Annotated in this window: 28 protein-coding genes; 16 read left to right on the top strand and 12 right to left on the bottom strand. The window is 71.7% G+C overall.

Features of this window, described 5'->3' with window-relative positions; translation table 11 throughout:
* Positions 1 to 61: 61 nt before the first annotated feature.
* On the bottom strand, positions 62 to 661 hold the full coding sequence (locus tag JOL79_RS02615; RefSeq protein WP_210153954.1) for a hypothetical protein: 600 nt from the start codon (positions 659 to 661) through the stop codon (positions 62 to 64).
* 340 nt (positions 662 to 1,001) lie between these two features.
* On the opposite strand from JOL79_RS02615, the gene hrcA reads away from it, so the two are divergent.
* The 3 genes from hrcA to JOL79_RS02600 are packed head-to-tail and all read left to right on the top strand — an operon-like array spanning position 1,002 to position 3,897.
* Entirely contained in the window at positions 1,002 to 2,015 is a 1,014-nt protein-coding gene (gene hrcA, locus JOL79_RS02610) for a heat-inducible transcriptional repressor HrcA (protein WP_210153953.1), read from the top strand.
* On the top strand, positions 2,016 to 3,152 hold the full coding sequence (gene dnaJ, locus JOL79_RS02605) for a molecular chaperone DnaJ (protein WP_210153952.1): 1,137 nt from the start codon (positions 2,016 to 2,018) through the stop codon (positions 3,150 to 3,152). It abuts the gene before it with no gap.
* Positions 3,153 to 3,165: 13 nt separating this feature from the next.
* Positions 3,166 to 3,897: a 16S rRNA (uracil(1498)-N(3))-methyltransferase gene (locus JOL79_RS02600; RefSeq protein WP_210153951.1), complete on the top strand. Its 732-nt coding sequence runs from the start codon at positions 3,166 to 3,168 to the stop codon at positions 3,895 to 3,897.
* A 78-nt stretch (positions 3,898 to 3,975) separates the two neighbouring features.
* On the opposite strand, the gene JOL79_RS02595 is transcribed toward JOL79_RS02600, so the two are convergent.
* Together JOL79_RS02595 and JOL79_RS02590 are read right to left on the bottom strand one after the other, a co-directional pair.
* Positions 3,976 to 4,677 (bottom strand): hypothetical protein, encoded by a 702-nt coding sequence (locus JOL79_RS02595; protein ID WP_210153950.1) that lies wholly within the window; start codon positions 4,675 to 4,677, stop codon positions 3,976 to 3,978.
* On the bottom strand, positions 4,674 to 5,153 hold the full coding sequence (locus JOL79_RS02590) for a SigE family RNA polymerase sigma factor (protein WP_210154192.1): 480 nt from the start codon (positions 5,151 to 5,153) through the stop codon (positions 4,674 to 4,676). The genes JOL79_RS02595 and JOL79_RS02590 overlap by 4 nt, the downstream gene beginning before the upstream one ends.
* 244 nt (positions 5,154 to 5,397) lie before the next feature.
* Between JOL79_RS02590 and JOL79_RS02585 the strand changes: the two genes are divergently transcribed.
* From JOL79_RS02585 to era, 7 genes are all read left to right on the top strand, one after another.
* Complete coding sequence (locus JOL79_RS02585; RefSeq protein WP_210153949.1) at positions 5,398 to 5,742, top strand: histidine triad nucleotide-binding protein; 345 nt, start codon at positions 5,398 to 5,400, stop codon at positions 5,740 to 5,742.
* A gap of 54 nt (positions 5,743 to 5,796) precedes the next feature.
* Positions 5,797 to 6,816, top strand: a complete 1,020-nt coding sequence (locus tag JOL79_RS02580) for a PhoH family protein (protein ID WP_210153948.1) — start codon at positions 5,797 to 5,799, stop codon at positions 6,814 to 6,816.
* Positions 6,817 to 6,850: 34 nt separating this feature from the next.
* Positions 6,851 to 7,324: an rRNA maturation RNase YbeY gene (gene ybeY / locus JOL79_RS02575; protein WP_210153947.1), complete on the top strand. Its 474-nt coding sequence runs from the start codon at positions 6,851 to 6,853 to the stop codon at positions 7,322 to 7,324.
* Positions 7,321 to 8,619, top strand: a complete 1,299-nt coding sequence (locus JOL79_RS02570; RefSeq protein WP_307848265.1) for a hemolysin family protein — start codon at positions 7,321 to 7,323, stop codon at positions 8,617 to 8,619. The genes ybeY and JOL79_RS02570 overlap by 4 nt, the downstream gene beginning before the upstream one ends.
* A gap of 328 nt (positions 8,620 to 8,947) precedes the next feature.
* Positions 8,948 to 9,721: a hypothetical protein gene (locus JOL79_RS02565; RefSeq protein ID WP_210153945.1), complete on the top strand. Its 774-nt coding sequence runs from the start codon at positions 8,948 to 8,950 to the stop codon at positions 9,719 to 9,721.
* Complete coding sequence (locus JOL79_RS02560) at positions 9,718 to 10,053, top strand: cytidine deaminase-like protein (RefSeq protein WP_210153944.1); 336 nt, start codon at positions 9,718 to 9,720, stop codon at positions 10,051 to 10,053. Before JOL79_RS02565 ends, JOL79_RS02560 begins: the two co-directional genes overlap by 4 nt.
* 1 nt (position 10,054) lies before the next feature.
* Complete coding sequence (era, locus tag JOL79_RS02555) at positions 10,055 to 10,957, top strand: GTPase Era (protein ID WP_210153943.1); 903 nt, start codon at positions 10,055 to 10,057, stop codon at positions 10,955 to 10,957.
* Positions 10,958 to 10,973: 16 nt separating this feature from the next.
* Here the strand turns inward: era and JOL79_RS02550 are convergent, their stop codons facing one another.
* From JOL79_RS02550 to JOL79_RS02520, 7 genes are all read right to left on the bottom strand, one after another.
* Entirely contained in the window at positions 10,974 to 11,444 is a 471-nt protein-coding gene (locus JOL79_RS02550; protein ID WP_210153942.1) for a hypothetical protein, read from the bottom strand.
* 2 nt (positions 11,445 to 11,446) lie between these two features.
* Positions 11,447 to 12,217 (bottom strand): urease accessory protein UreD, encoded by a 771-nt coding sequence (locus tag JOL79_RS02545; protein WP_307848264.1) that lies wholly within the window; start codon positions 12,215 to 12,217, stop codon positions 11,447 to 11,449.
* On the bottom strand, positions 12,214 to 12,975 hold the full coding sequence (ureG, locus tag JOL79_RS02540; protein ID WP_210153941.1) for an urease accessory protein UreG: 762 nt from the start codon (positions 12,973 to 12,975) through the stop codon (positions 12,214 to 12,216). The genes JOL79_RS02545 and ureG overlap by 4 nt, the downstream gene beginning before the upstream one ends.
* Positions 12,976 to 13,025: 50 nt before the next feature.
* Positions 13,026 to 13,928, bottom strand: coding sequence for an urease accessory protein UreF (locus JOL79_RS02535; RefSeq protein ID WP_210153940.1), 903 nt, complete (start codon positions 13,926 to 13,928; stop codon positions 13,026 to 13,028).
* 32 nt (positions 13,929 to 13,960) lie between these two features.
* On the bottom strand, positions 13,961 to 15,685 hold the full coding sequence (locus JOL79_RS02530; RefSeq protein ID WP_210153939.1) for an urease subunit alpha: 1,725 nt from the start codon (positions 15,683 to 15,685) through the stop codon (positions 13,961 to 13,963).
* Positions 15,682 to 16,047: an urease subunit beta gene (locus JOL79_RS02525; RefSeq protein ID WP_210153938.1), complete on the bottom strand. Its 366-nt coding sequence runs from the start codon at positions 16,045 to 16,047 to the stop codon at positions 15,682 to 15,684. Before JOL79_RS02525 ends, JOL79_RS02530 begins: the two co-directional genes overlap by 4 nt.
* A gap of 78 nt (positions 16,048 to 16,125) precedes the next feature.
* Positions 16,126 to 16,428: an urease subunit gamma gene (locus tag JOL79_RS02520; protein ID WP_210153937.1), complete on the bottom strand. Its 303-nt coding sequence runs from the start codon at positions 16,426 to 16,428 to the stop codon at positions 16,126 to 16,128.
* A gap of 188 nt (positions 16,429 to 16,616) precedes the next feature.
* Between JOL79_RS02520 and urtA the strand changes: the two genes are divergently transcribed.
* The 5 genes from urtA to urtE all read left to right on the top strand — a co-directional run bounded on the left by urtA (position 16,617) and on the right by urtE (position 21,500).
* Complete coding sequence (gene urtA / locus JOL79_RS02515; RefSeq protein WP_210153936.1) at positions 16,617 to 17,843, top strand: urea ABC transporter substrate-binding protein; 1,227 nt, start codon at positions 16,617 to 16,619, stop codon at positions 17,841 to 17,843.
* A 190-nt stretch (positions 17,844 to 18,033) separates the two neighbouring features.
* On the top strand, positions 18,034 to 18,888 hold the full coding sequence (gene urtB, locus JOL79_RS02510; protein ID WP_210153935.1) for an urea ABC transporter permease subunit UrtB: 855 nt from the start codon (positions 18,034 to 18,036) through the stop codon (positions 18,886 to 18,888).
* On the top strand, positions 18,885 to 20,063 hold the full coding sequence (gene urtC, locus JOL79_RS02505) for an urea ABC transporter permease subunit UrtC (protein ID WP_210153934.1): 1,179 nt from the start codon (positions 18,885 to 18,887) through the stop codon (positions 20,061 to 20,063). The genes urtB and urtC overlap by 4 nt, the downstream gene beginning before the upstream one ends.
* Positions 20,060 to 20,821, top strand: a complete 762-nt coding sequence (urtD, locus tag JOL79_RS02500; protein ID WP_210153933.1) for an urea ABC transporter ATP-binding protein UrtD — start codon at positions 20,060 to 20,062, stop codon at positions 20,819 to 20,821. The genes urtC and urtD overlap by 4 nt, the downstream gene beginning before the upstream one ends.
* Positions 20,808 to 21,500 (top strand): urea ABC transporter ATP-binding subunit UrtE, encoded by a 693-nt coding sequence (gene urtE, locus JOL79_RS02495; RefSeq protein WP_210153932.1) that lies wholly within the window; start codon positions 20,808 to 20,810, stop codon positions 21,498 to 21,500. The genes urtD and urtE overlap by 14 nt, the downstream gene beginning before the upstream one ends.
* Before the next feature lie 46 nt (positions 21,501 to 21,546).
* Here the strand turns inward: urtE and JOL79_RS02490 are convergent, their stop codons facing one another.
* Together JOL79_RS02490 and JOL79_RS02485 are read right to left on the bottom strand one after the other, a co-directional pair.
* Positions 21,547 to 22,536 (bottom strand): GNAT family N-acetyltransferase, encoded by a 990-nt coding sequence (locus tag JOL79_RS02490; RefSeq protein WP_210153931.1) that lies wholly within the window; start codon positions 22,534 to 22,536, stop codon positions 21,547 to 21,549.
* Positions 22,537 to 22,624: 88 nt separating this feature from the next.
* Positions 22,625 to 22,870, bottom strand: a complete 246-nt coding sequence (locus tag JOL79_RS02485; RefSeq protein ID WP_210153930.1) for a DUF2630 family protein — start codon at positions 22,868 to 22,870, stop codon at positions 22,625 to 22,627.
* Positions 22,871 to 23,209: 339 nt separating this feature from the next.
* Here JOL79_RS02485 and leuA point away from each other — a divergent pair, with 339 nt between their 5' ends.
* Positions 23,210 to 24,949, top strand: a complete 1,740-nt coding sequence (gene leuA, locus JOL79_RS02480; RefSeq protein ID WP_230984024.1) for a 2-isopropylmalate synthase — start codon at positions 23,210 to 23,212, stop codon at positions 24,947 to 24,949.
* The last annotated feature ends 148 nt before the right edge of the window (positions 24,950 to 25,097 follow it).

The raw sequence follows: 25,097 nt of genomic DNA, 5'->3' as shown, positions 1-25,097 counted from the left end.
GCGATCAACATAGCGATCAGCATGGTGATCAGCATGCGACCGGGCGCGGATCGGGCGCCGATCAGGTCGCGGCCCGGCGCCGGACCAGCACGACGATCGTCACGAGCACGGCGGAGAGGAATCCGACGAGCGGCAGGGCCGGCGCCGTGACGCCGCCGGTCGCGAGGCCGTCGGCGAGATCGCCCGCGCCCGTCGCCGGCGCCCTGCCCACCCCGAATGTGACGTCCTCACCGTCGCAGGTGACCTGGTAGACGCCCGCCGCCGGAGGGCTCATCACGAAGAGCAGGTCCCACCGCGTGCCCCCGTCGGAGATCGTGTGGGCGGCCGTCGGCCTGGCCAGCCGGACCGGCCGTCCGGCGTCGTCCGCGGCCTCGCAGCGCACGTCGGTGGGCCGTTCGGCGGCGGCGTAGACGGCGGGACGGTCTCCGGGCCCGAGGCCGGCGGTCATGGTCTGCCCGCTGGAGAACGGCGTGGCCGGGACGAGGTCGCGGCCGCCGGAGAGCGGGTCAGCGGCCGCGCCGCCGACGCCGGCCACCAGCAGCACCGGGAACAGCAGCCAGGCGAGGAACACCCACACCAGCCTGGGGCGGGCCGGGCCGGCCGCGCGCGAGGCCGCCGGGACACGCGCCGTGGCGCTCGCCGCGACATCGGGGACGTTCATGGGGACCTGCACGGGGACATGCACGGGAACACGCACGCGGACCTGCACGGGGACATGCACGGGGGCGTCCGGGGGGACGCTCACGCGGACCCGCGCGCCGACAGGGGGGAGCCCCGTACGGACCGGCCGCGCCGCCCCTACGGTCAAGCACCCGGCCCCCGGGTGGAAATCGTCGGTCATGGGAAGGACATTGATGTACGACACTTGCCGGCCGTTTGCAGTCCGCTTGTCCCTGCTGTCCTCGCGTTATCGCACGACGTGGGGTGGTGGCCGTACACTTGGCACTCGGGAACACAGAGTGCCAGAGTGAGTGTTTCCCAGGCACGAGGGAGGTGACACTTTGCTCGACGACCGCAAGCTGGCAGTGCTCCGCGCCATTGTCGAGGACTACGTGTCCACCAACGAGCCGGTCGGCTCGAAGGCTCTCGCGGACAGGCACAACCTCGGCGTCTCCCCCGCGACGATTCGCAACGACATGGCGGCGCTGGAGGAGCAGGGGTACATCGCCCAGCCCCACACCAGCGCCGGTCGGGTCCCCACCGACAAGGGCTACCGGCTCTTCGTCGACAGGCTCTCGCAGATCAAGCCGCTGTCCTCGGCGGAGCGCAGGGCCATCGAGACGTTCCTCGCCGGGGCCGTCGACCTCGACGAGATCGTCATGCGCACCGTGCGGCTGCTCGCGCAGCTCACCCGGCAGGTGGCCGTCGTCCAGTACCCGTCGCTGACCAGGTCGTCGGTGCGGCATGTGGAGATCGTCCCGCTGTCGGACCGCCGGGTGATGCTGGTGTTGATCACCAACACCGGCCGGGTCGAGCAGCGGGTGGTCGACCTCCCGGAGGACGTGGCCGACGACCGGATCGCCAACCTGCGCGGCGTCCTCAACGGATGCCTGGACGGCTGTGGCCTGTCGAACGTGCCCGACACGATCGCGGACCTGCCGGAACGGCTTCCGCAGGAGGACCGGCAGGTGGCCGCCACGATCCTCTCCGTGTTGCTCGAGACGCTGGTCGAGCGGCACGAGGAGAAGATCGCCTTCGGCGGCACGGCCAACCTGGCGGGCGCCGACTTCAGCGTGGGACTGCGCGGCGTGCTGGAGGCCCTGGAGGAACAGGTCGTCCTCATCCGGCTGCTGGGCGAGACCCATGGCATGTCCGAGCTGACCGTGCGGATCGGCTCGGAGAATCCCTACAGCGGGCTCCGCGGCACGTCCATCGTCGCGGCGGGGTACGGTTCCGGCGACAGAGAACTGGCCCGGCTCGGAGTGCTGGGCCCGACACGAATGGACTATCCGGTGACGATGGGTGCGGTGCGCGCGGTGGCGCGTTACGTCGGCCAGATCCTGGCGGGATCATAAGTGTCCAACGACTACTACGCCACCCTCGGCGTACGACGCGACGCCAGCCAGGAAGAGATCAAGAAGGCGTACCGCCGACTGGCCAGAGAGCTGCATCCGGACGTCAACCCCGATCCCGAGACCCAGGAGCGGTTCAAGGAGATCACCCAGGCGTACGAGGTGCTCTCCGACGCGAACAAGCGCCGGACGTACGACCTGGGCGGCGACCCCTTCGGCGGCGCGGGCGCGGGAGCGGGGGCCGGCTTCGGCGCGGGCTTCCCGTTCAGCGACATCATGGACGCCTTCTTCGGGGCGGCCGGAGGCGGGGCCAGGGGCCCGAGGTCGCGGGCCAGGCGTGGCCGCAACGCCACTATCCGGGTCGAGCTCGACCTGGCCGAGTCGGCGTTCGGCACCACCCGTGAGATCGTCGTCGACACCGCCGTGCTGTGCGAGGTCTGCAAGGGCTCCGGCGCGGCGGCCGGCACCCACCCCGACACCTGTGACATGTGCCACGGCCGGGGCGAGGTCTCCCAGGTGACCCGGTCGTTCCTGGGCCAGGTCATGACCTCCCGCCCGTGCCCCCAGTGCGGCGGCTACGGCAGCGTCATCCGTCACCCGTGCATGGAGTGCTCGGGTGAGGGACGGGTCAGGACCCGGCGCACCATCAAGGTCAGGATCCCGGCCGGTGTCGAGGACGGCACCCACATCCAGCTGGCCGGCGAGGGTGAGATCGGCCCCGGCGGAGGCCCTCCCGGCGACCTGTTCCTGGAGATCGTCGAGCGGCCGCACCAGATCTTCGAGCGGCACGGCGACGACCTGCACTGCACGGTGCACATCCCCATGACGGCCGCCGCCCTCGGCACGACGATCTCCATCGACACCCTCGACGGCACCGAGGAGATCGACATCCGGCCCGGCACCCAGGCGGGCCAGGTCATCCCCCTCTACAGCAAGGGCGTGCAGCGGCTCAACGAGAGCGGCCGGGGTGACCTGCTCATCCACGTCAACGTGGAGACGCCGGTCAAGCTCGACCCGCAGCAGGAGGAGCTGCTCAGGGAGCTGTCCAAGCTGCGCGGCGAGGAGCGGCCGCCGGGCCGGTTCTCACCGGGCCAGCAGGGCTTCTTCTCGCGCCTGCGCGACGCCTTCAACGGCCGCTGAGGGGCTCCGGCGCGTGAGCGTACCCGTGTTCCTCGCCGACGCGGCCGTGCTCGCGGCGGACCGGCCCGTCCTGGACGGACCCGAGGGGCGGCACGCGGCCGCCGTCCGCAGGCTGCGGCCGGGGGAGCGGGTCGACCTGACCGACGGCGCCGGCCGGGTCGCGGAGTGCGTCGTCGCCGCGGCCGGGAAGGACTCGATCACCGCCGAGGTGCTGCGCAGGTTCGAGGTGGCGCGGCCCAGCCCGCGGCTGGTCGTGGTCCAGGGCATCCCCAAGGGCGACCGGGGGGAGCTGGCCGTGGAGATGATGACCGAGGCCGGGGTGGACGTCGTCGTCCCCTGGGCGGCCGCTCGCTGTGTCACCCAGTGGCGTGGCGACCGGGCGGCCAAGTCGCTCGGCCGGTGGCGCGGCACGGCCCGGGAGGCGGCCAAGCAGGCGCGGCGCTTCCACCTGCCCGACGTCACGGAGCAGGTGACCACGGCCGGGGTCCGTTCGCTGGTCTCGGGTGCGGCGCTGGCCGTCGTCCTGCACGAGGAGGCGGCCGAGCCGCTGAGCGGCCTCACGATCCCCGACGCCGGCGACATCGTGGTGGTGGTCGGCCCCGAGGGAGGGCTGACGGACGACGAGGTGGCGGGGCTGCGGGACGCGGGAGCCGTACCGGCCCTGCTCGGCCCGACGGTGCTGCGCACCTCGACGGCGGGAGTGGCCGCGGCGGCGGTGCTGCTGTCGCGCTGCGGACGCTGGTAATCCCGCGAGTGGGGTGAGAGGAGGCCGGCCCTCCGCCCGGCCCGGCTCGGACACGACCAGGACAGGGCCAGGGCAGGGCTAGGACGAGGGAGTCGAGACCACCGTGTCGCTCAGCGGGGCGCCCGAGTTCGTGCCGCTGGGCGTGGGGGTGGGGCTCGGCGACGGGCTCGCGGACGGCACCGGCGACGCGGACGGCCTCGGCTTCGGCTTCGGCGTGTAGAGGGTGCCGGGCGCCGCGGGCTGCTGGGCCTGGGCGGGCGGGCAGGTCGCCGGCAGCGTCGGGTCGGGTTCGACGATTCCGTTGCGCGGGGCCGGGGTGGCGCAGGGGTTGGCCGCGGACGGCGACGGCGACGGCTTCTGCGGCGGTCCCGGCCGGTGGGGAGTGACCGACGGCGAGGGATGCTCACTGTGGGCGGGGCTCTGCGCGGGCACGGTGGGCAGCGGCGGAAGGGCGTTGGGCGGGCGCGTGACGGTCGAGGTGTCCTGCTCCTGGTCGCGGTCGGCGCCGGCCGCGGTGATGCCGGTGCTCTCGGCCACCTGGTCGCGCAGGTCGGGCACGAGCAGCACCACGGCGCCGGCGACCAGGACCGCGCCGGCGGCAGAGGCTCCGATCCGCCACCACCCGAGGTTGCGGAAGCCGCGCAGGCCCCGGGTCCCGCGCTCGTCGATACGGCGGCGGATGACGTCCAGACCGTCCGGAGACGGCACGACCGAGTCCGCCTCCGCGCGCAGCGCACGGCGCAGCAGGTCGCCGTACTCGTCGTCGGGGGGGAAGGTCATGAGAACTGCTCCAGTGCCATTCGTAGCGCGGCCATGCCGCGTGCCGTGTGACTTTTCACGGCGCCCTTGCTGATGCCCATCGCATGCGCGATCTCGGCCTCCGACAGGTCACCGTAATACCGCAGCACCAGCGCCTCGCGCTGGCGGGCAGGCAGTCCGCGCAGCGCCTCGATCACGGCCGAGCGCTCAAGCTCGCCGATCGCGCCGTTCTCCGCGCTCGGCGCGTCGGGAAGGCCCTTGGGGGCGTACTTCTCGACGACCGCGCGGTGCCGCAGCACGGAACGCGAGCGGTTGACGACCGACTGGCGTAGATAGGCCAGTGCCTTGTCGGTGTCCCTCAGCCTGCGCCAGGCGCCGTGAATGGCGACGAACGCGTCCTGAACGACCTCCTCGGCGCTGGCCATATCGCGGACCAGCAGCACCGCGAGACGCACGAGTGACCGATAGTGGGCGCTGTACAGCGCCGTAACGGCCATGTCGGCATCCCACCCGACGGGCACCGTCCCCAACGACCTGTCGGCCACGAGGGTCTCGGTGGTCACATCTATTGGACGCTCGCCATTCCCGGGGGGTTTACGTTCTTCCGAATCATTTGGGGGCATGGCCCAGTGGTGTCCTCGCCCGGCATTGGGGGTGGTTTCGGGTGCAGTCTCGCACATTCACATTAGCCCGCGGGATCATTAGCGTCATCACCGATCGGCAACGGCTAGTCTTTCGCTCGTGAACGACTGCCTGTTCTGCAAGATCGTGGCCAAGGAGGTGCCGGCGGACGTCGTCCTGGAGACCGGACGGGCGCTGGCGTTCCGCGACATCAACCCCCAGGCCCCGACGCACGTCCTCGTCGTCCCCCGCGCGCACTACGAGAACGCCGCGGCGCTCGCCGCGGCCGACGACGGCCTCGCCGACGACCTGCTCACGGCGTGCCACGCGGTGGCCGTGCAGGAGGGCGTGGCCGGGGACGGATACCGCGTGGTGCTGAACACCGGGCCGGGTGCGGGGCAGACGGTCTTCCATGTTCACGCCCATGTCATCGGCGGCCGGAGCCTCTCCTGGCCTCCCGGCTGACCGGCTAGCATGAGAGGGAACCTTTAGGGAGGCGATCGGGCCGTACGGCCGCCCATGTCCGAGTCACAGCACACCAACAAGACCCAGGCGAAGGTAGTCATTCCCGAGGGGCGTCCCATGGTCAGCCTCCTGGGATCGCGTGACGAGCTCCTGCGGGTCATCGAGAACGCCTTCAGCGCCGACATCCACGTGCGCGGCAACGAGATCACGATCACCGGGTCCCCTGAGGAGAGCGGCGTCGTCGTACGTCTCTTCGAGGAGCTGGTGGAGCTGGTCGGCTCGGGGGCGGAGCTGACGCCCGACGCCGTCGAACGCAGCATCCACATGCTGCGGATGGCGAAGGACCGGCCCGCCGAGGTCCTCTCCCTGGACATCCTGTCCTCGCGCGGCCGGACCATCCGTCCCAAGACCCTCAACCAGAAGCGGTACGTCGACGCGATCGACCGGCACACCGTCGTCTTCGGCATCGGCCCCGCGGGCACCGGCAAGACCTACCTGGCGATGGCCAAGGCCGTGAAGGCGCTGCAGAACAAGCAGGTCAACCGGATCATCCTGACCCGGCCCGCCGTCGAGGCCGGTGAGCGGCTCGGGTTCCTGCCCGGCACGCTCTACGAGAAGATCGACCCGTACCTGCGTCCCCTGTACGACGCGCTGCACGACATGCTCGACCCCGAGTCGATCCCGCGCCTCATGTCCGCGGGGACGATCGAGGTCGCGCCGCTCGCCTACATGCGCGGGCGCACGCTGAACGACGCCTTCATCATCCTGGACGAGGCGCAGAACACCTCCCCCGAGCAGATGAAGATGTTCCTCACCCGGCTGGGGTTCAACTCCAAGATCGTGGTGACCGGCGACGTGACCCAGATCGACCTGCCTGGCGGGCAGGAGAGCGGCCTGAAGGTCGTCCAGACCATCCTCGACGGCATCGACGACATCCACTTCAGCCGTCTCACCAGCGCCGACGTCGTCCGTCACCGGCTGGTGAGCGACATCGTCGACGCGTACGGCCGCTACGACGCCGCGATGGCGTCCGAGCCGCGCGCGATCGCCAAACGCCAGCGGGGCCGGCGATGAGCCCGCATGTGATCGTTCCGGGCGAGGAGGCCCAATGAGCATCGAGGTGGCCAACGAGTCCGGCGTCGAGCTCGACGAGTCGATGCTCGTCGAGCTCGCGGGGCATGTCCTGGGCCGGATGGAGATCAACCCGCTGGCCGAGCTGTCGATCCTGGTGGTCGACGAGGCGGCCATGGCCGAGCTGCACGAGCAGTGGATGGGCGAGCCCGGGCCGACGGACGTGCTGGCCTTCCCCATGGACGAGCTGCGGCCCAACACGGGCGGCCGCGACGAGGACCCGACCCCCGATCCCGCGCTGCTCGGCGACGTGGTGCTGTGCCCGCAGGTCGCGGCCAAGCAGGCGGCCGAGGCCGGGCACGCCGCGCAGGACGAGCTCGAACTGCTGTGCACCCACGGCATCCTCCACCTGCTGGGCTACGACCACGCCGAGCCCGAGGAGCACGCCAGGATGTTCGGCCTGCAGGACCAGCTGCTGAAGGAGTGGCGGGAGGTGCGGCGGAAGCCGTGAACAACGGCTGGCTGCTGTCAGCCGTCGTCCTGATCGGGGTCGGCGGCCTGCTCGCGAGTGCCGAGACCGCGCTCACCCGCATCTCGCGGGTGCGGGCCGAGGAGTTCGTCAAGGAGGGCAGGCGCGGGGCCGTGCGGCTCCAGGCGATCGTCGCCGACCCGCCGCGCTACCTCAACCTGCTGCTCCTGCTCCGGCTGAGCTGCGAGCTGGTGGCCACGGTCATCGCCACGCTGCTGTTCGTCGACTGGCTCGGCGACCACGGCCAGGCGTACGCGGTGGCGGCCGTCGTGATGATCCTGGTGAGCTACGTGATCGTCGGCGTCTCGCCGCGCACGCTCGGCCGCCAGCACGCCGAGCCGATCGCGCTGGCCGCCGCCCCCGTCGTGTACGGCCTGACCAGGATCTTCGGGCCGCTGCCCAAGCTGCTGATCCTGCTGGGCAACGCGCTCACCCCCGGACGGGGCTTCCGGGAGGGGCCGTTCACCTCCGAGGCCGAGCTGCGCGACCTCGTCGACCTGGCCGAGCAGCGCCGGGTGATCGAACCCGACGAGCGCGAGATGATCCACTCGGTCTTCGAGCTGGGCGACACCCTGGTCCGCGAGGTCATGGTGCCCCGGACCGAGATGGTCTTCATCGAACGGGGCAAGAACCTCGGCCAGGCGCTCTCGCTGGCCCTGCGCAGCGGCTTCTCCCGCATCCCCGTGGTGGGCGAGAACGAGGACGACGTCATCGGCATCGCCTACCTCAAGGACATCGTCCGGCGGACGCGGGACACGGGCGACGACTCGGCCCGGGTCGAGGAGCTCATGCGCCCCGCGGCGTACGTGCCGGAGAGCAAGCCCATCGACGAGCTGCTGCGCGAGATGCAGGCGCGGCAGACTCACCTCGCGATCGTGATCGACGAGTACGGCGGCACGGCGGGGCTGGTGACGATCGAGGACGTGATCGAGGAGATCGTCGGGGAGATCGCCGACGAGTACGACCAGGAGGCCCCCAGGATCGAGTGGCTCGGCGACGGCTCCGCCCGGGTCACCGCCCGGCTGCCCGTCGACGAGCTGGGCGAGCTGTTCGACACCGAGATCGAGGTCGACGACGTGGACACCGTGAGCGGGCTGCTCGCCCACGCCCTGGGCCGGGTGCCGATCGCCGGATCCGAGGCGGTCGTCGGGGGCCTGCGCCTCACCGCGGAGAACCTCGCGGGCCGCCGCAACCGGATCAGCACCGTCGTGGTGCGCCGCGCGGAGCCGTCGTCCGAGGACGGAGAGGCGGTCCCGGTGACCGCCGACCGGGACTGAACGGGTGCAAGCCCGCGTCAAGTGATCTGCAAGCCCTCCCGGCCATTCTCGGTTCAGGCGTCCAGGAGGGGTCCGGGCGCCGCAGAGGGGAGACCGGGGCGCCGGGAGGGGTTCGCGGCGCGCCGGCCGCTCTTGGGGGATGTGGAGTCGTCGCGGGGCCCTCTCGGGTGGGGCCGGGGGCCCCGCGACGGCGACTACGTAAAGTGATTGCCCGGATTGTTTCCGGGGAAGGAAGATTCCGGCGACGAGGCGCCCCCCACGCCGTTTCCGGAGGCCGCCCCGAGCCCGCCTCGCATTGGCGAGCGAGGCCCCGACAGGGGGAGACGGGGTGGAGATGCGGATCATCCTGGCCGCGGTGTGCGGCCTGTTCCTGACAGCGGCGGGCTGTGGCGGCGCGCTCACGATCTACGCCGTCCCGGCCGATCCCGGCGGTCCGGCCGTGGCATCACAGGGGGAGTCGCAGGGGGAGTCACGGAGCGAGCCGCGGAGTGAGCCGCGGAGTGAGCCGGGCGGCCCGCGGTATGGGGCGGCGGTCCGGGCCGGAACGCCCGCCGTCCGTCTCGCGGCCGTGCTGACCCGCCTCGACGATCTGCCCGACGGCTTCTCCACCCGGGCGAGAACGCCGTGGCGTCCGCCGTTCCGCCCGCGCAGCCGCGCCTGCCGGACGGTCTTCGACGCCGTGTCGGGCCGGCCGCCCCGCGACGGGCTCCTCACCACGGCCTCGGCCGCGTTCGACGGCCCGCACGTCGGCGAGGTCGCCGGGGTGGGGCTGGCGAGATACGCGGGTGGCACGGCCGCGGGGCCGTTCCTCCGGCTGAGGGAGGCGCTGGACCGCTGCCGCGCCGTCGACCGAGGCACCGCGGCCGGAGCCGACCGCCTGACGGCCCATGACCTGTCCCTGCCGGTGACGGCGGACGAGTCGGCCGCCCGCGGCCTCGTGGGGCGGATGGGCGGCTACCCGTACGAGATGCGGCTCGTGGTGGCCCGTTCCGGCGACGCGCTCGTCACGATCCTGCACGCGGGGCTGGCCGAGCCGGACGCAGCCCGCACCCGTGCGCTCGCGGATCTGGTGACCCGCGAGGTCGGTACCCTTGAGCCGTGACACATGCCCTGGACCCCGAGGACCAAAAGATCATCACGCTGGCCCGGTCGGCCCGCGCCCGCAACGGTTCGCCGGAGGGCGCGGCCGTACGCGACGAGACCGGCCGGACGTACGCGGCGGCCGGGGTCGCGCTTCCCTCGCTGGAGCTGACGGCTCTGCAGGTCGCGGTCGCGATGGCCGTCTCCAGCGGGGCGGCGTCGCTGGAGGCGGCGGCGGTCGTGAGCGACGCCGACGACCCGGCGGAGAAGGACCTCGCGGTCGTCGAGGACATGGGCAACGCCACGCTGTTCCTGGCCGCGCCGGACGGCTCGTTGAAAGGCCGGTACATCTGAGGTGAGCTCCGACTTCCACGCCGGGTTCGCCTGCTTCGTCGGCCGGCCGAACGTCGGCAAGTCGACCCTGATGAACGCCCTGGTCGGCACCAAGGTGGCGATCACCTCGGCGAAGCCCCAGACGACCAGGCGGGCGATCCGCGGCATCGTGCACCGGCCGGACGCCCAGCTCGTGATCGTCGACACCCCCGGTTTCCACCGTCCCCGCACCCTCCTGGGCGAGCGGCTCGACAGCCTGGTGTTGTCCACTCTCACCGAGGTCGACGTCATCGGCTTCTGCGTGCCGGCCAACGAGCCGATCGGCAAGGGCGACCGGTTCATCGTCGAGAAACTCGGCGCGGTGAAGAAGACACCGGTGGTCGCGATCGTGACGAAGTGCGACCTGGCCTCCCGGGAGCAGATCGCGAGCCAGCTCCTCGCGGTGTCGGCGCTGGCCCCGTTCGCGGAGATCGTGCCGGTGTCCGCGGAGAGCGGCGAGCAGCTCGACGTGCTCGCCGACCAGCTCGTGGCGCGGCTGCCCGAGTCGCCGCCCCTCTACGCAGGCGGTGAGCTGACCGACGAGCCGGAGCAGATCCTCGTCGCCGAGCTGATCAGGGAGGCGGCGCTGGAGGGAGTCCGGGACGAGCTGCCCCACTCGATCGCCGTCGTCGTGGAGGAGATGGCCCCCCGTGAGGGCCGCGACGACCTCCTCGACATCTACGCGTTCATGTACGTCGAGAGGCCCTCGCAGAAGGCGATCGTCATCGGCCCGGGCGGGGCACGGATGAAGGACGTGGGCACCCGGGCGCGGCAGCAGATCGAGGCGCTGCTCGGCACGCGCGTCTACCTCGACCTGCGGGTGAAGGTCGCCAAGGAGTGGCAGCGCGATCCCAAGCAGCTGCGCCGCCTGGGCTTCTACGACTGACGCTGACGCGCTCCGGTCAGCGCCTGCGGAGCAGGGCGGCGGCGGCCAGCACGGCCACCGCGACGGAGGCCAGCAGGCCGGCGAACCAGCCGTACTGCACGGCCGGCTCGATGCTGAGGAGGCCGGGGACGCGCAGGTCGAGCCGGTCGGCCAGGTCCTTAGGGTCGGTGAGGAACATCGCGAGCGCGAAGGCCGCCACCGCCCCGGGCAGGATGGCCAGCCCGGTGAACAGCCAGCTGCGGATCACCCCGAGCACCCCCAGCAGCGTCGCGACGAGGCCGGCGCCCATCACGAACCAGCCCGGCCCCCGGTCCACCCCCCGCACCGCGCGGGTGATCTCCGCGTCGAGCACGGTGAGGCGCGCGGTGACGCCCGCCCAGGGCAGCAGGGCGGTCACGGCCAGAGCGAGACCGGTGACGATCACTCCGAGGGCCAGCAGAAGACTCGCGGTGCTGCGGCCGCCGGGCGGCCGGGTGGGTTCCGACACGATCACCAGGCTACGGCCAGCCGGAGCGCGGCGTCCTCCGCGCGCTCCAGTCGCCTCCTCAGCTCCACGGCGTCGGCGGCCAGGGCACTGGAGAGCACTCCGGGGCCGGCCAGGGGCAGCGCGGCCCAGCCGTCCCCCGTCTCCGCCCGGCGCTCGTCCTTCCCGTCCGGCTGGGTCCGCCATTCCGGGCCGGCGACGAGCGTGGAGCCGACGCACCGCGCGTCGCCGTACACGGCGGGGCTGCCGTCGGTGTGCCCGTCGCCCACCACGAGGTCCTGGCGGAGCAGCGGGCGGCCCGCCCCGGTGGTGTCGAACACCGTGGCGTCGAAGCGGGTGTGGCAGCGGCCGGGCCGTTCCCCGTGCCGTCCGAAGACGATCTCCTCGCGCCACACGACGGTCGCGTCCGGGGCGAGCGAGAGCCGTACGGTCATGCGGTGGGAGCAGCCGGCGGCGAGGACCGTGGGCTCGGGCAGGAAGCGGAGCGTGGCGCCGGCCCCCACCCGCGCGTGGACGGTCATCGACGACTCGCCGGGCACGTGCCCCGGCAGCACGAGCGTGGCCCCGACCGAGCGGATCTCAAGGGACGTGCCGGGCGCGACGTCCACGCCGAGCGCCAGGCGGTCGCCGCCGAGTGGTCCGGCGCCCGTCGCGACGAGGTGGACGCGGCCGGGCCCCGTCTGACGCAGGGTCAGCGGCGGGTCCGACCGCATGGTCTCCAGCCGGGTGCCCCCGGCGGGCGCGGCCGACGTCCTGAGGAGCGCCCGCGCGATCACTCCCGGCCCGCGGGCAGGACGGCGGGCTCCGGGTCGTCCTCATGATGGGGGTGCCCGTCGGGATGCCCGTGGGGATGCTCGTGGGCGTGACCCGCCGGGCCGTGCTGGTGCCACCACGCGGCGACCATCTCCGCGGCCCACTCGGCGACCGAGTGGGCCGACTTGTCCTCCCTGATGGACGTGAAGAGCACCGGTCTGCCCTCCCGGACCGCCGCGGCGTCCCTGGACATCACGGTGAGGTCGGCGCCCACCAGCGGCGCCAGGTCGGTCTTGTTGATCACCAGGAGATCGGCGGAGGTGACGCCGGGGCCGCCCTTGCGCGGCACCTTGTCGCCGCCGGACACGTCGAGCACGAAGATCTGCCGGTCCGCGAGGCCGCGGCTGAAGGTCGCGGTGAGGTTGTCGCCGCCGCTCTCGACGATCACCAGGTCGAGCGGGCCGAAGCGTTCCTCCAGGGTCTCGACGGCGTCGAGGTTGGCCGCGATGTCGTCGCGGATCGCCGTGTGCGGGCAGCACCCCGTCTGGACGGCCATGATCCGTTCGGGGTCGATCACCCCCGCCCGGCGCAGGAAGTCGGCGTCCTCGGTCGTGTAGATGTCGTTGGTCACCACGCCGAGGCGGAGCGAGGGGCCCAGGGTGCGGCACAGGGCGGCCACGAGGGCGGTCTTGCCGCTCCCGACCGGGCCGCCGATGCCGAGCCGCAGCGCGCGGCCCCCCGGCGCGGCCGCCTCGTGGAGATCATCGTGGATTGCGCCCATGTGGGGACCTGTCCTTCTACTCGGGAGCCGGGAGCCCGGCCCGGGACTCGTCAGGAGACGAAGAGCTTCATCGCGTTCTTCAGATGACCTTCGGCGAGCAGATCGAGAGCCGGGGCGGCGTGGCCCGGCAGCGCCGGCCATCCCGCTCCCCGGCAGGGCCCGGCCCCCGGTGCGGACCCGGGCTCCGGGGAAGACGTGGCGTCGTCCCCGTCCGGCCCGATCCCGCCGGGTGGGCGCCGCCGGTCGTCGCCGCACGGGTCGACGGCCAGCGGATCAGCGTCGTCCGTCACCACGCTGTCGATCAGGGACGCGCAGGCGGCGTGGGCGGCGTCGTTGAGCGCGGGGGCGAGATCGGCGAGCAGGCGGTGCACGGTCACCGGGTCGAGTCCCAGCAGCCGTACGGCCGCGGTGGCGGGCCCGGTCACCGCGGTGTACGCGGCGGCGAGGGCCGCCTGGTACGGCACGCAGCCGGCCGCGGCGGCGGCCGCACCGAGCACGACGGGGTGATGCGCGCCCTCCGGCACGGCGACGCCCAGGGTGTCCAGGGCGGGCGACGGCCACATCCGGCGGGCGGTCCGCAGCAGCAGCCGGCCCTGGGTGCGGCCGGCCTCCCGCTGTGCCGGTGACGCCGTACGGGCGTCGGCCTCGGCGTCGAGCTGCCGCCACAACGTGGCGAGATCCTCCTCCCGGCCGGGGTGGTGGCCCGTCCTGGCCAGCTCGCAGGCGGCGGCGGCCAGGGCGGCCGTGACGAGGCCGGCGGTGGCGAGCCTGCCCCGCAGGAACCGGGCCAGGTCGCCCGCGTCGGTGATCGTGCCGAGCCGGACGGCCTCCTCGGCGCCGCCCGAGTGGGCGTGGCCGCCCGCGGGCAGGCGCGAGTCCGCCAGCAGGAGCAGCGCGGCGTCGCCCGGCCCTCCGCCGGGCCGGTGGCCGTCCCCGTGCGACCTGTCGTCCATCCGCTCGCTCCCGCCGCCCTTTCCCGTGCCGATCAGAAGAGGAAGTAGCGTTGCGCCATCGGCAGCTCCGCCGCCGGGGCGGGCTCGATCAGCTCCCCGTCGACGTGCACGGCGAAGGTGTCCGGGTCGACCCGGATGTCCGGCAGCGCGTCGTTGAGCGGCATGGCGTCCTTGCGCCGGCTGCGGACGTCCGCCACGGGCACGAGCCTGCGCCGGGTGGCGAGCCGCTCCGGCAGGCCGTCCTCCAGCGCGGGCGGCGCCACGAAGTGCAGCGACGTAGCGGCCGCGGTGAGCGGCGCCGCGCCGAACATCGGGCGCGGAAGCACTGGCTGGGGGGTGGGGATCGACGCGTTCGCGTCGCCCATCTGCGCGTAGGCGATCACGCCGCCCTTGACGACCAGATCGGGCTTCACGCCGAAGAAGGCGGGGCTCCACAGGACCAGGTCGGCGAGCTTGCCGACCTCGACCGACCCGATCTCCGCGTCCAGCCCGTGGGCGACGGCCGGATTGATCGTGTACTTGGCCACGTAACGCTGAGCGCGCAGGTTGTCGGCCGGGTACGCGCCGTCGCCCGGCAGGGAGCCGCGCCGCCGCTTCATCACGTGCGCCGTCTGCCAGGTGCGGATGATCGTCTCGCCCACCCGGCCCATCGCCTGCGAGTCTGAGCCGATCATGGAGATGGCCCCGATGTCGTGCAGCACGTCCTCGGCCGCCATCGTCGTCGGCCGGATGCGCGACTCGGCGAACGCCAGGTCCTCCGGGATGGACGGGTTGAGATGGTGACACACCATGAGCATGTCGAGGTGCTCGTGGTGGGTGTTGACCGTGTGCGGCCGGGTCGGGTTGGTCGACGAGGGCAGCACGTTGGGCTGCGAGGCGATCGTGATGATGTCCGGCGCGTGCCCGCCGCCCGCGCCCTCGGTGTGGTACGCGTGGATGCCGCGGCCCGCGATGGCGTTCAGCGTGGACTCGACGAAGCCCGCCTCGTTCAGCGTGTCGGTGTGGATCGCGACCTGGACGCCGGTGGCGTCGCACACCCGCAGGCAGGCGTCGATGGCGGCGGGGGTGGTGCCCCAGTCCTCGTGCAGCTTGAACCCCGAGGCGCCGGCCCTGAGCTGTTCGAGCAGGCCCTCCTCGCTGACCGTGTTGCCCTTGCCGAGCAGCGCCACGTTGACCGGGTAGGCGTCCATCGACTCCAGCATCCGGCCCAGATACCACGTGCCCGTCACGGTGGTGGCCTTCGTGCCCTCGGCCGGGCCGGTGCCGCCGCCGACCACCGTCGTCACCCCGGAGACGAGGGCCTCGTCGAGGATCTGCGGGCAGATCAGGTGCACGTGGGAGTCGACCGCGCCGGCGGTGAGGATCTTGCCGTTCCCGGACAGGATCTCGGTCGACGGCCCGATGACCAGATCGGGGTGGACGCCGTCCATCGTGTCGGGGTTGCCGGCCTTGCCGATCGCGGAGATACGGCCGTCGCGCACGCCGACGTCGGCCTTGACGACACCCCAGTGGTCGAGCACGATCACGCCGGTGATCACGAGGTCCGGCGCGCCCTCGGCCCGGGTGGCGCGGGCCTGGCCCATCGACTCGCGGATGACCTTGCCGCCGCCGAAAACGGCCTCGTCGCCCGCCCCGGCCGGTCCCATCGACAGGTCGTCGGTGATCTCCACGAACAGGTCGGTGTCGGCCAGCCTGACCCGGTCACCGGTCGTCGGGCCGTACAGGGCGGCGTAGCGGGAGCGCTCGACGCGGGTCATGCCGTTCCTTCCGCCGGCCCGGCGCCGCCGGGGGAGTCGAGGGGTCCCGCCCACTCGGGCCGCAATCCGGGAACGACGCGGTTCCCGGCGATCGGCACCAGGGTCACGTCGCGCTCCACGCCGGGCTCGAACCGGACCGCGGTGCCCGCGGGCACGTCGAGCCGCCGGCCCCAGGCGGCCGTCCGGTCGAACTCCAGGCCGGGGTTGGCGGCGGCGAAGTGGTAGTGCGACCCCACCTGCACCGGCCGGTCCGCCGTGTTCACCACGCGCAGGGTCAGCCGGTCCCTGCCGGGGTTCAGCTCCACGTCGCCCTCGCCGTACACGATCTCGCCGGGCGCGCCCGGCCCGCCGGAGCCGCTCATCCGGTCTCCTCGGGGGACGGCGCGGGGTGGGTCGCGTCGTGGGACGCGGCGTGCCTGTCGATCGGCCCGCTCCGTTCGCTAGGGAATCGGGTTGTGGACGGTGACGAGCTTGGTGCCGTCGGGGAACGTCGCCTCGATCTGCACCGAGTCGAGCATTTCGGGCACCCCTTCCATGACGTCCTCCCGCCGGAGGACCTTGCGACCGGCGTCCATCAGCTCCGCGACGCCGCGGCCGTCGCGGGCACCCTCGAGCAGAAACGACGCGATTATCGCCGTCGCCTCCGGATGGTTGAGGCGCAGCCCTCTGTCCAGGCGGTCCCGGGCCACGCCCGCGGCCACATGGATGAGGAGCCGTTCCTGTTCGTGTGGAGTGAGCCGCATGCCGGGACGATAGGTACCCGCGGTTTCCCGGGCGTTACCTGGCCATTTCGTACGTGTATCGGAGCGGCGGTGAGGATTCGCTCATGAGTTGTTAACGCACTGGATTTTTGCGCGAAATTCCACGCGATCACCTTGACGGCAGACGAATCGGCGCGGGGGCCGTAACGCTCGACGGCAAGGAGAAGCAATTGCGGAATACACCCTGGCGTTCGTGGGCCGCCTTCGCGGTCCTCGCCACGGCGCTCGCGGCCTGCGGCGGACAGTCTCCCACATCGTCCGGCGGGTCCGCCGCCGGGGACGGGAAGACCATCAAGGTCGGCATCCTGCACTCGCTCAGCGGCACGATGGCGATCAGCGAGGTCACCGTGAAGGACGCCGAGCTGCTCGCGATCGACGAGATCAACGCGGCCGGCGGTGTGCTCGGCAAGAAGATCGAGCCGGTGATCGAGGACGGCGCCTCCGACTGGCCCACGTTCGCCGAGAAGGCGACCAAGCTCATCGCGCAGGACAAGGTGGCGACGGTGTTCGGCGGCTGGACGTCCGCCAGCCGCAAGGCGATGCTGCCGGTGTTCGAGAAGCGCAAGGCCCTGCTGTGGTATCCGGTGCAGTACGAGGGCCTGGAGAGCTCGCCGTACATCTTCTACACGGGCGCCACGACCAACCAGCAGATCGTGCCCGGCCTCGACTATCTGAAGGAGAAGGGGAAGAAGAAGCTGTTCCTGGTGGGCAGCGACTACGTTTTCCCCAGAACGGCCAACAAGATCATCAAGGCGTACGCCGCGGCCAACGGAATGCAGATCCTGGGCGAGGAGTACACCCCGCTCGGGCACACCGAGTACAGCACCCTGGTCAACAAGATCGTCGAGGCGAAGCCCGACGCCGTTTTCAACACCCTCAACGGCGACAGCAACGTCGCGTTCTTCAAGCAGCTGAAGAGCACCGGGATCACCGCCGAGCAGATGCCGGTCATGTCGGTGTCGGTGGCCGAGGAGGAGGTCGCGGGCATCGGCGTCGACAACGTCGCCGGCCAGCTCGTGGCCTGGAACTACTACCAGACGACCGACACCCCGGCCAACCAGAAGTTCGTGGCGGCCTTCAAGGCGAAGTACGGCCAGGAGAAGGTCACCTCCGACCCCATGGAGGCGGGCTACAACGCGGTCTACCTGTGGGCCGAGGCGGCCAAGAAGGCCGGGACGACCGAGGTAGAGGCGGTCAAGAAGGCCGCGGCGGGCGTCTCGCTGGAACGGCCGGAGGGACAGGTCACCATCGACGGAGACAACCAGCACGTGTACAAGACCGCGAGGATCGGCGTGATCCAGCCGGACGGCCAGATCAAGGAGGTCTGGAACTCCGGCAAGCCCATCAAGCCCGACCCCTACCTGCGGACGTACCCCTGGGCCGGCGGCCTGGTCTGAGCCGCCCGCCCGACCGATTCACCCGAGGGGAGTCCGTGCACGTTTCCCGAGATCCGGGCGCCGGATCGATCACCAGGTTCATCGAGAGATCCGTCCGCGGATCCGCCAGCGCGTTCACGACGGTGCCGGGCTCCGCCCCGGCCGTGAGGAGGTCCCGTTCCGGTGACCCGCGACGAGAGGGGGTCGTGACATGGAAGGGGTGCTGAACCAGCTGCCGATCGGGCTGTCGATCGGGGCGGTGCTGCTGCTGATCGCGCTCGGCCTGACGTTCACGTTCGGCCAGATGGGCGTGATCAACATGGCCCACGGCGAGTTCATCATGGCCGGCGCCTACACCACCTACCTGCTCCAGGGCGTCGGCTTCCTGGTCGCCCTGCCGGCGGCGTTCGTCGTGGCCGGGCTCATGGGGCTGGTCCTGGAATGGGTGCTCATCCGGCGCTTCTACGGCCGGCCGCTCGACACGCTGCTGCTCACGTGGGGGGTGAGCCTGATCCTCCAGCAGCTCGCCCGCGACCTGTTCGGCGCGCCCAACGTGCAGGTCCTGTCGCCGGAATGGCTGCGCGGCGGGATCGGCATCCTGCCGTACAACCGGCTGTTCATCATGGCTCTGGCGGTGCTGTCGGTCGTCGCGATCTGGGCGTACCAGCACCGGACCGCGCAGGGCCGCCGGATGCGCGCGGTCATGCAGAACCGCAGGCTCGCCGCGACCAGCGGCATCAACACCGGCCGGGTCGACCGGCTGACGTTCTTCATCGGGTCGGGGCTCGCCGGGGTGGCCGGCGTCGCGCTCACGCTCATCGGCCCGGTCGGCCCGGCCCTCGGCACCTACTACATCGTCGACGCGTTCCTCGTCGTGGTCGCCGGCGGGCTCGGCCGGCTCCGCGGCGCCGTGCTGGCGGCCCTCGGGCTCGGCCTGCTGAACTCCTACGCCGAGTTCTGGACCAACGCGAGCCTCGCCAAGGTGATGGTCTTCGTGGTCATCATCGGCTTCCTCCAGCTCAGGCCGCAGGGCCTGTTCGTCCTCCGGACAAGGGCACTGACATGACCGCCTTCCAGGACTCGCAGCCCGCCATCGAGGCCCCGCCGCCGGATCCGGCGGCGCCCGCCCCGGCCGAGCCGTCCGTCACTGGCGGGCCGTCCGTCACTGGCGGGCCGTCCGTCACTGGCGGGCCCGGCCGCCGGGCCCGCCTGGCCGGGCCGGCCGCGTTCGCGGCGGTCGCCGTGGTCATGCTCGTGGTGATGCCGCTGGCGCTGGAGCCGTTCCGGCTGGGGCTGCTGGCCAAGTATCTCTGCTACGCCATCGTCGCGCTCGGCATCGGCCTGGCCTGGGGCAAGGGCGGGATGCTGACCCTCGGGCAGGGGGTCTTCTTCGGCCTGGGCGGCTACGCCATGGGGATGTACCTCAAGCTCCACGACGCGGGCGGCGACCTGCCCGACTTCATGGTCTGGAGCGGCGTCGAGAAACTGCCCGCGCTGTGGGGCCCGTTCGGCAACCCCGCGTTCGCGCTGGCCATGGTGGTCGTGCTGCCGGTCGTCATGGCGCTGCTGCTGGGCGCGCTGGTCTTCCGGCAGCGGGTCAGAGGGGCGTACTTCGCGATCCTCACCCAGGCGCTGGCCGCCGCGCTGGTGATCCTGCTGGTCGGGCAGCAGGGGCTCACCGGCGGCACGAACGGGCTGACCAACTTCTTCGACTTCTTCGGCCAGGACCTCGCCGCGGACAGCACCCAGCGCGGGCTCTACCTGGTCGTCGCGCTGGTGCTCGGCGTGCTCTACCTCGCCGCGTGGCAGCTCGTCCGCAGCCGGTTCGGGCGGCTGCTCGTGGCCGTCAGGGACGGCGAGGACCGGGTCCGCTTCCTGGGCTACGACCCGGCGACCGTGAAGACCCTGACGTTCGCGATCTCCGCGGGCATGGCGGGCATCGCCGGGGCGCTCTTCGTGCCCGTCGTCGGCATCATCTCGCCCGCGCTGCTCGGCGTTGTCCCGTCGCTCGAACTCGTCGTGGCCGTCGCCGTCGGCGGCCGGTACGCGCTGGCCGGGGCGGTGCTCGGGGCGGTCGTCATGGGATACGCCAAGACCTACTTCAGCGAGGAACTGCCGGAGGCCTGGCTCTACCTGCAGGGCGCCCTTTTCATTCTCGTCATGACCCTCGCGCCGAAGGGCCTGGCCGGCGTGGCCGCCGCCCTGCGGCACGTCCGTACGAGCAGGAGGGCCGCCGCATGAGTGACAACCTGCTGGAGATCCGCGGCCTGCAGGTGGCCTTCGACGGGTTCCGCGCGCTCGACGGCGTGGACCTGACCGTCGGCGCGGGAGAGCTGCGCTTCCTCATCGGCCCGAACGGAGCGGGCAAGACCACGCTGATCGACGTGATCACGGGCCTCACCCGGCCCACCGCGGGCTCGGTCCGCTTCGGCGGGCAGGAGCTCGTCGGCCGGAGGGAGCACCAGATCGTGCGGCTCGGCGTCGGCCGCACCTTCCAGACCTCGGTCGTCTTCGAGGAGCTGACCGTCCTGGAGAACCTCGACCTGGCGGCGTCGTTCCGCCGCCCGCTGTGGTCGCTGCTGCGCAGCCGGCGTGGCGTGCCGGAAACGGTGGACAAGGCACTGGAGACCACCGGGCTCACGGCGCTCGCCGGAAGCAGGGCGGGCGTGCTCTCGCACGGCCAGCGGCAGTGGCTGGAGATCGGGATGCTCATCGCGCAGGAGCCGCGGCTGCTGCTGCTCGACGAGCCGGTGGCGGGCATGGCCCAGGACGAGCGGGCCCGCACGGGCGAACTGCTCACCCAGGTCGCCCGCGACCACACCGTGATCGTGGTGGAGCACGACATGGAGTTCCTGCGCCGTTACGCCTCGCAGGTCACGGTCCTGCACGAGGGCAGGGTGCTGACGGAGGGATCGGTCGAGCAGGTGCGGGCCGATCCGCGGGTTCAGGAGATCTATCTGGGACGGGCACGGGAGGGGGCCGAGGATGCTGTCCGTTGAGGGGCTCGAGGCGGGGTACGGCAGGGCACGGGTGCTGTTCGGGATCTCCGTCACGGTGGAGGCCGGCCGTCTCGTCTGCGTCATGGGCCGGAACGGCGTCGGGAAGACGACCCTGCTCAACACCATCATGGGAGTGCTCCCGGCAACGGGCGGCTCGGTCACGTTCGACGGGAAGGACGTCACCCGCCTGCGCCCGGACGAGCGCGTGCGCCTCGGCATGGGCTACGTCCCCCAGGGGCACGAGACGTTCCCCCAGCTCAGCGTGATGGGAAACCTGATGGTCACGCTGGAGGCGTCGGCGCACCGGGACCAGGGCGCCGTCGAGGAGGCCCTGGAGGTGTTCCCGCGGCTGAAGCCGCTGCTCAAGCGGCCGGCGGGCTTTCTCTCCGGCGGTCAGCAGCAGCAGCTCGCCATGGCCCGCGCCCTCGTGACGCGGCCGAAGCTGCTGATCCTCGACGAGCCGACCGAGGGCATCCAACCGTCGATCATCATGGAGATCGAGGAGGCCATCGAGCGGCTGCACGCCACGGGGCTGGCGATGCTGCTCGTGGAGCAGTACCTCGACCTCGCGCTCCGGCTCGCCGACGGTTTCGTGATCCTCGACGCCGGGCGGGTCGCCCACTCCGGCGCCGCGGAGGAACTGCACGGGGAACACGTGCACCGGCTGCTCGCCGTCTGACGGCGCGGACCGGCACACGGAAGGAGCCGAAGAGCCGGGAGGGAGATCAGATCGCCAGCTGCCACTGGTGCCAGGTGTCGAATGTCCGGAAGCCGATCGCCTCGTTGATGGCGATCATGTGCGGGTTGCCCGCGGCGTTCCAGGTGATCACCCGGTTCACGGAGGGCGCGCAGCCGTGGAACCACGCGAGGTTCGCCAGCTTGAGCACCAGGCCGAGCCTCCGTCCACGGTGCGGGCGCAGGACGCAGGTGGCTCCCTGGAGGGCCCATCCGTCTCCGCTGCCGGCGTCGACGACGAGCTGGGTGAGACCCGCCGGCTCACCGGTCGCCGTGTGCCGGGCCACCGTCGTGTACCGCTGGAGGCCCGAGCGGGCGCCCCGTTCCTCCATCGCCCGGACGCGCTCGGCGGTCCACCGCCGCTCCCGCAGGTCGAGGTCGCCCACCGGCTCGTCGTTCATCCCCGCCATGAGCAGGGCCATGTCGTCGAGCAGCTCCGCGTCCGCCGGGCCGGTCCAGCGTTCCAGCGTGTAGTCCCGCGCGTGCGCCGCCGCCTCGGCGCGCATCAGCTCCAGCCGGGACAGGTCGGCGGCGTCCAGATCGAGGACGTAACGCGACTCGGTGCTCGCCGGCGTGAAACCCCGGGCCTTCGCGAAGGCCGTCCCCGGCCCGTCCGCCGAAGCCTCCGTGATCAGCAACTCGCGGCCGTGGGCGCGTGCCCGCCCGATCGCGTGGTCGAGGAGCGCGCCGCCGAAGCCCCGGCGCAGGAGGTCGGGGCGCACGGCCAGCAGCGCGGACGCGAGGTGCGTGTTGTCCATCACGGGACACTGCACGAAGTGCCCGCCCACGACCTCGCCGTCCACCCGGGCCACCCACGCCTCGGCGAGCTCGTCGGAACCTCCGCCGTAGCCGTCCTCGATCCTCGCCGTGAACAGGCGCAGGGACGTCGTCGGACCGGGCTTCTCGTACGCCGTGGAGATGGCGTGCAGCCGGGTCAGCCCGTCGCCGCCCGCAGCGGGATCGATCTGCTCGAATTCCATGCCGTCCACTGAACAGCACCGCGTCCCGGCACGGCGAGCCATTTTCCGGCCTGCCCGCCGGGACGCCCGCACCGTCCGGCGGGATCGGTCACTGCAGGTAGTTCTCGACCTCGTCCGCGGGGCGCGGAGCGGCGAAGTCGGGGTCCTCACCGTTGTCGCGGCGGGCCCGGCGCTGGCGCAGGAGATCCCAGCAGCGGTCGAGCGACTCCTCCAGATATCTGATCCTGCCGTGCTCCTCGTCCGTGGTGACCTCGCCCGCCGCGAGCCGGCGGCGCAGCGTGTGCTCCTCCTCGACGAGGTCATGGATCTGCCCGAGAATCTCCGTGTCCCGCATGACGTCACTCTCCTTTGTCCGGGTCACCCTAGTCTGCGCCGTCCGGGAGACCGGAAACCACGTCGCCCCCGTCCCGGTGGACGCACGCGTCCCCGCGCCACCGTGGGTCTCGATATCCGGGCATCGGTCTCATCCGGCTTGCTCCGTCTGCTAGCCTCGATCGCATGCTGCGCGGACTCCTTCTTATCCGCCGCGGCGAGGGCCTGTAAGAGGCCGGCTCCCTCGCCGCGGTGCGAGAGTCATGCGCGTCGGCCGCCATAGGTGTATCGACCGGCGACCCCTCATCGAATCCGAACGGCCTTTGCGTGCCGTGTCGCCGGCTGTCCGACGAGGAGCATGATGAACACGCAGCAGCCCAATGCCCAGCAGCCCAGTCCGATGCCGTTCCACCGCTACCAGCCGTTCGAGCCGGTGCGGCTGACCGACCGGACCTGGCCGGACAAGGTGATCACGCAGGCGCCGCGGTGGTGCGCGGTGGACCTGCGCGACGGCAACCAGGCGCTGATCGACCCGATGGACGCCGACCGCAAGCTGGAGATGTTCGACCTGCTGGTACGGATGGGCTTCAAGGAGATCGAGGTCGGGTTTCCCGCGGCGTCGCAGACCGACTTCGACTTCGTCCGGCAGATCATCGAGGAGGACCGGATCCCCTCCGACGTGGTGATCCAGGTGCTGACGCAGGCGCGCGCCGAGCTGATCGAGCGGACCTTCGAGTCGCTGCGCGGGGCCCGCCAGGCGATCGTCCATCTGTACAACTCCACCTCCACCCTGCAGCGCCGGGTCGTCTTCGGCCAGGATAAGGACGGCATCACCGCGATCGCGGTCGAGGGCGCCAAGCTGTGCAAGAAGCTGGCGGCCGAGATCGAGGGCACGGAGATCTACTTCGAGTACTCGCCGGAGTCGTTCACGGGCACCGAGCTGGAGTACGCGGTCGAGGTCTGCAACGCCGTCACCGACGTGTGGCAGCCGACCCCCGACCGCAAGGTGATCCTGAATCTGCCGGCGACGGTGGAGATGGCCACGCCGAACGTGTACGCCGACCAGATCGAGTGGATGCACCGCAACCTGGCGTACCGCGACTCGGTGGTGCTGTCGCTGCACCCGCACAACGACCGGGGGTCGGCGGTGGCGGCGGCGGAGCTGGGCTACATGGCCGGGGCGGACCGCATCGAGGGCTGCCTGTTCGGCAACGGCGAGCGGACCGGCAACGTCTGCCTGGTCACGCTGGGCATGAACCTGTTCTCCCAGGGGATCGACCCGCAGATCGACTTCTCGGACATGGACGAGATCCGCCGGGTGGTCGAGCACTGCAACCAGCTGCCGGTGCATCCGCGCCACCCGTGGGGCGGCGAGCTGGTCTACACGGCGTTCTCCGGCTCCCACCAGGACGCCATCAAGAAGGGCTTCGATCACCTGGAGCGCGACGCGGCCGTCGCCGGCGTGCCGGTCGACGACTTCACCTGGGCGGTGCCGTACCTGCCGATCGACCCCAAGGACATCGGCCGCACGTACGAGGCCGTGATCAGGGTCAACAGCCAGTCGGGCAAGGGCGGCGTGGCCTACATCATGAAGGCCGACCACCAGCTCGACCTGCCGCGGCGGCTGCAGATCGAGTTCTCCCGCGTGATCCAGGCCCACACCGACGCCGAGGGCGGCGAGGTCACCGCCGCCGACATGTGGCGGATCTTCTCCGACGAGTACCTGCCGACCCCCGACCGGCCGTGGGGCCGGGTCGGGCTGCTCGCCCACCGGCACTCCTCGGCGGTCGACGACAAGGACGCCATCAGCGCCGACGTCCGCTTCGACGGCGAGGTGCGGGAGATCGACGGCGTCGGCAACGGCCCCATCTCGGCCTTCTGCGACGCGCTGGAGAACATCGGGGTGCCGGTGCGGGTGCTCGACTACACCGAGCACGCGATGAGCGCCGGCGCCGACGCCAAGGCCGCGTCGTACGTGGAGTGCGAGGTCGGCGGCCCGGACGGCACGCAGGTGCTGTGGGGCGTCGGCGTCGACGCGAACACCACGACCGCGTCCCTCAAGGCCATCATCTCCGCCGTCAACCGCGCCCACCGCGCCTGACAGCTCCGTTTCCCGCAGTGACACGGCACGACCTGCGGCGTCACTGCCTGTGATCTTGCATAAAATCGCAGGAGTACCCTGACCAGCCCAGAAGGCTGTCGCGAACGCGCGAAAGGCGGCAACCGGGAGATCCCCGTCTGCCGCCTTT

Source organism: Microbispora oryzae, from assembly GCF_017896165.1.
Lineage (GTDB): Bacteria > Actinomycetota > Actinomycetes > Streptosporangiales > Streptosporangiaceae > Microbispora > Microbispora oryzae.
This window is presented reverse-complemented; position numbering and strand designations above follow the sequence as displayed.

Excerpts from the sequence above, each read along its gene's own strand:
- JOL79_RS02615 (WP_210153954.1), bottom strand. The coding sequence starts at position 661 with ATGAACGTCCCCGATGTCGCGGCGAGCGCCACGGCGCGTGTCCCGGCG.
- JOL79_RS02595 (WP_210153950.1), bottom strand. The coding sequence starts at position 4,677 with ATGACCTTCCCCCCCGACGACGAGTACGGCGACCTGCTGCGCCGTGCG.
- JOL79_RS02590 (WP_210154192.1), bottom strand. The coding sequence starts at position 5,153 with ATGGCCGTTACGGCGCTGTACAGCGCCCACTATCGGTCACTCGTGCGT.
- JOL79_RS02580 (WP_210153948.1), top strand. The coding sequence starts at position 5,797 with ATGTCCGAGTCACAGCACACCAACAAGACCCAGGCGAAGGTAGTCATT.
- ybeY (WP_210153947.1), top strand. The coding sequence starts at position 6,851 with ATGAGCATCGAGGTGGCCAACGAGTCCGGCGTCGAGCTCGACGAGTCG.
- ureG (WP_210153941.1), bottom strand. The coding sequence starts at position 12,975 with ATGGGCGCAATCCACGATGATCTCCACGAGGCGGCCGCGCCGGGGGGC.
- JOL79_RS02535 (WP_210153940.1), bottom strand. The coding sequence starts at position 13,928 with ATGGACGACAGGTCGCACGGGGACGGCCACCGGCCCGGCGGAGGGCCG.
- JOL79_RS02530 (WP_210153939.1), bottom strand. The coding sequence starts at position 15,685 with ATGACCCGCGTCGAGCGCTCCCGCTACGCCGCCCTGTACGGCCCGACG.
- JOL79_RS02525 (WP_210153938.1), bottom strand. The coding sequence starts at position 16,047 with ATGAGCGGCTCCGGCGGGCCGGGCGCGCCCGGCGAGATCGTGTACGGC.
- JOL79_RS02520 (WP_210153937.1), bottom strand. The coding sequence starts at position 16,428 with ATGCGGCTCACTCCACACGAACAGGAACGGCTCCTCATCCATGTGGCC.
- urtB (WP_210153935.1), top strand. The coding sequence starts at position 18,034 with ATGGAAGGGGTGCTGAACCAGCTGCCGATCGGGCTGTCGATCGGGGCG.
- urtC (WP_210153934.1), top strand. The coding sequence starts at position 18,885 with ATGACCGCCTTCCAGGACTCGCAGCCCGCCATCGAGGCCCCGCCGCCG.
- urtD (WP_210153933.1), top strand. The coding sequence starts at position 20,060 with ATGAGTGACAACCTGCTGGAGATCCGCGGCCTGCAGGTGGCCTTCGAC.
- urtE (WP_210153932.1), top strand. The coding sequence starts at position 20,808 with ATGCTGTCCGTTGAGGGGCTCGAGGCGGGGTACGGCAGGGCACGGGTG.
- JOL79_RS02490 (WP_210153931.1), bottom strand. The coding sequence starts at position 22,536 with ATGGAATTCGAGCAGATCGATCCCGCTGCGGGCGGCGACGGGCTGACC.
- JOL79_RS02485 (WP_210153930.1), bottom strand. The coding sequence starts at position 22,870 with ATGCGGGACACGGAGATTCTCGGGCAGATCCATGACCTCGTCGAGGAG.
- leuA (WP_230984024.1), top strand. The coding sequence starts at position 23,210 with ATGAACACGCAGCAGCCCAATGCCCAGCAGCCCAGTCCGATGCCGTTC.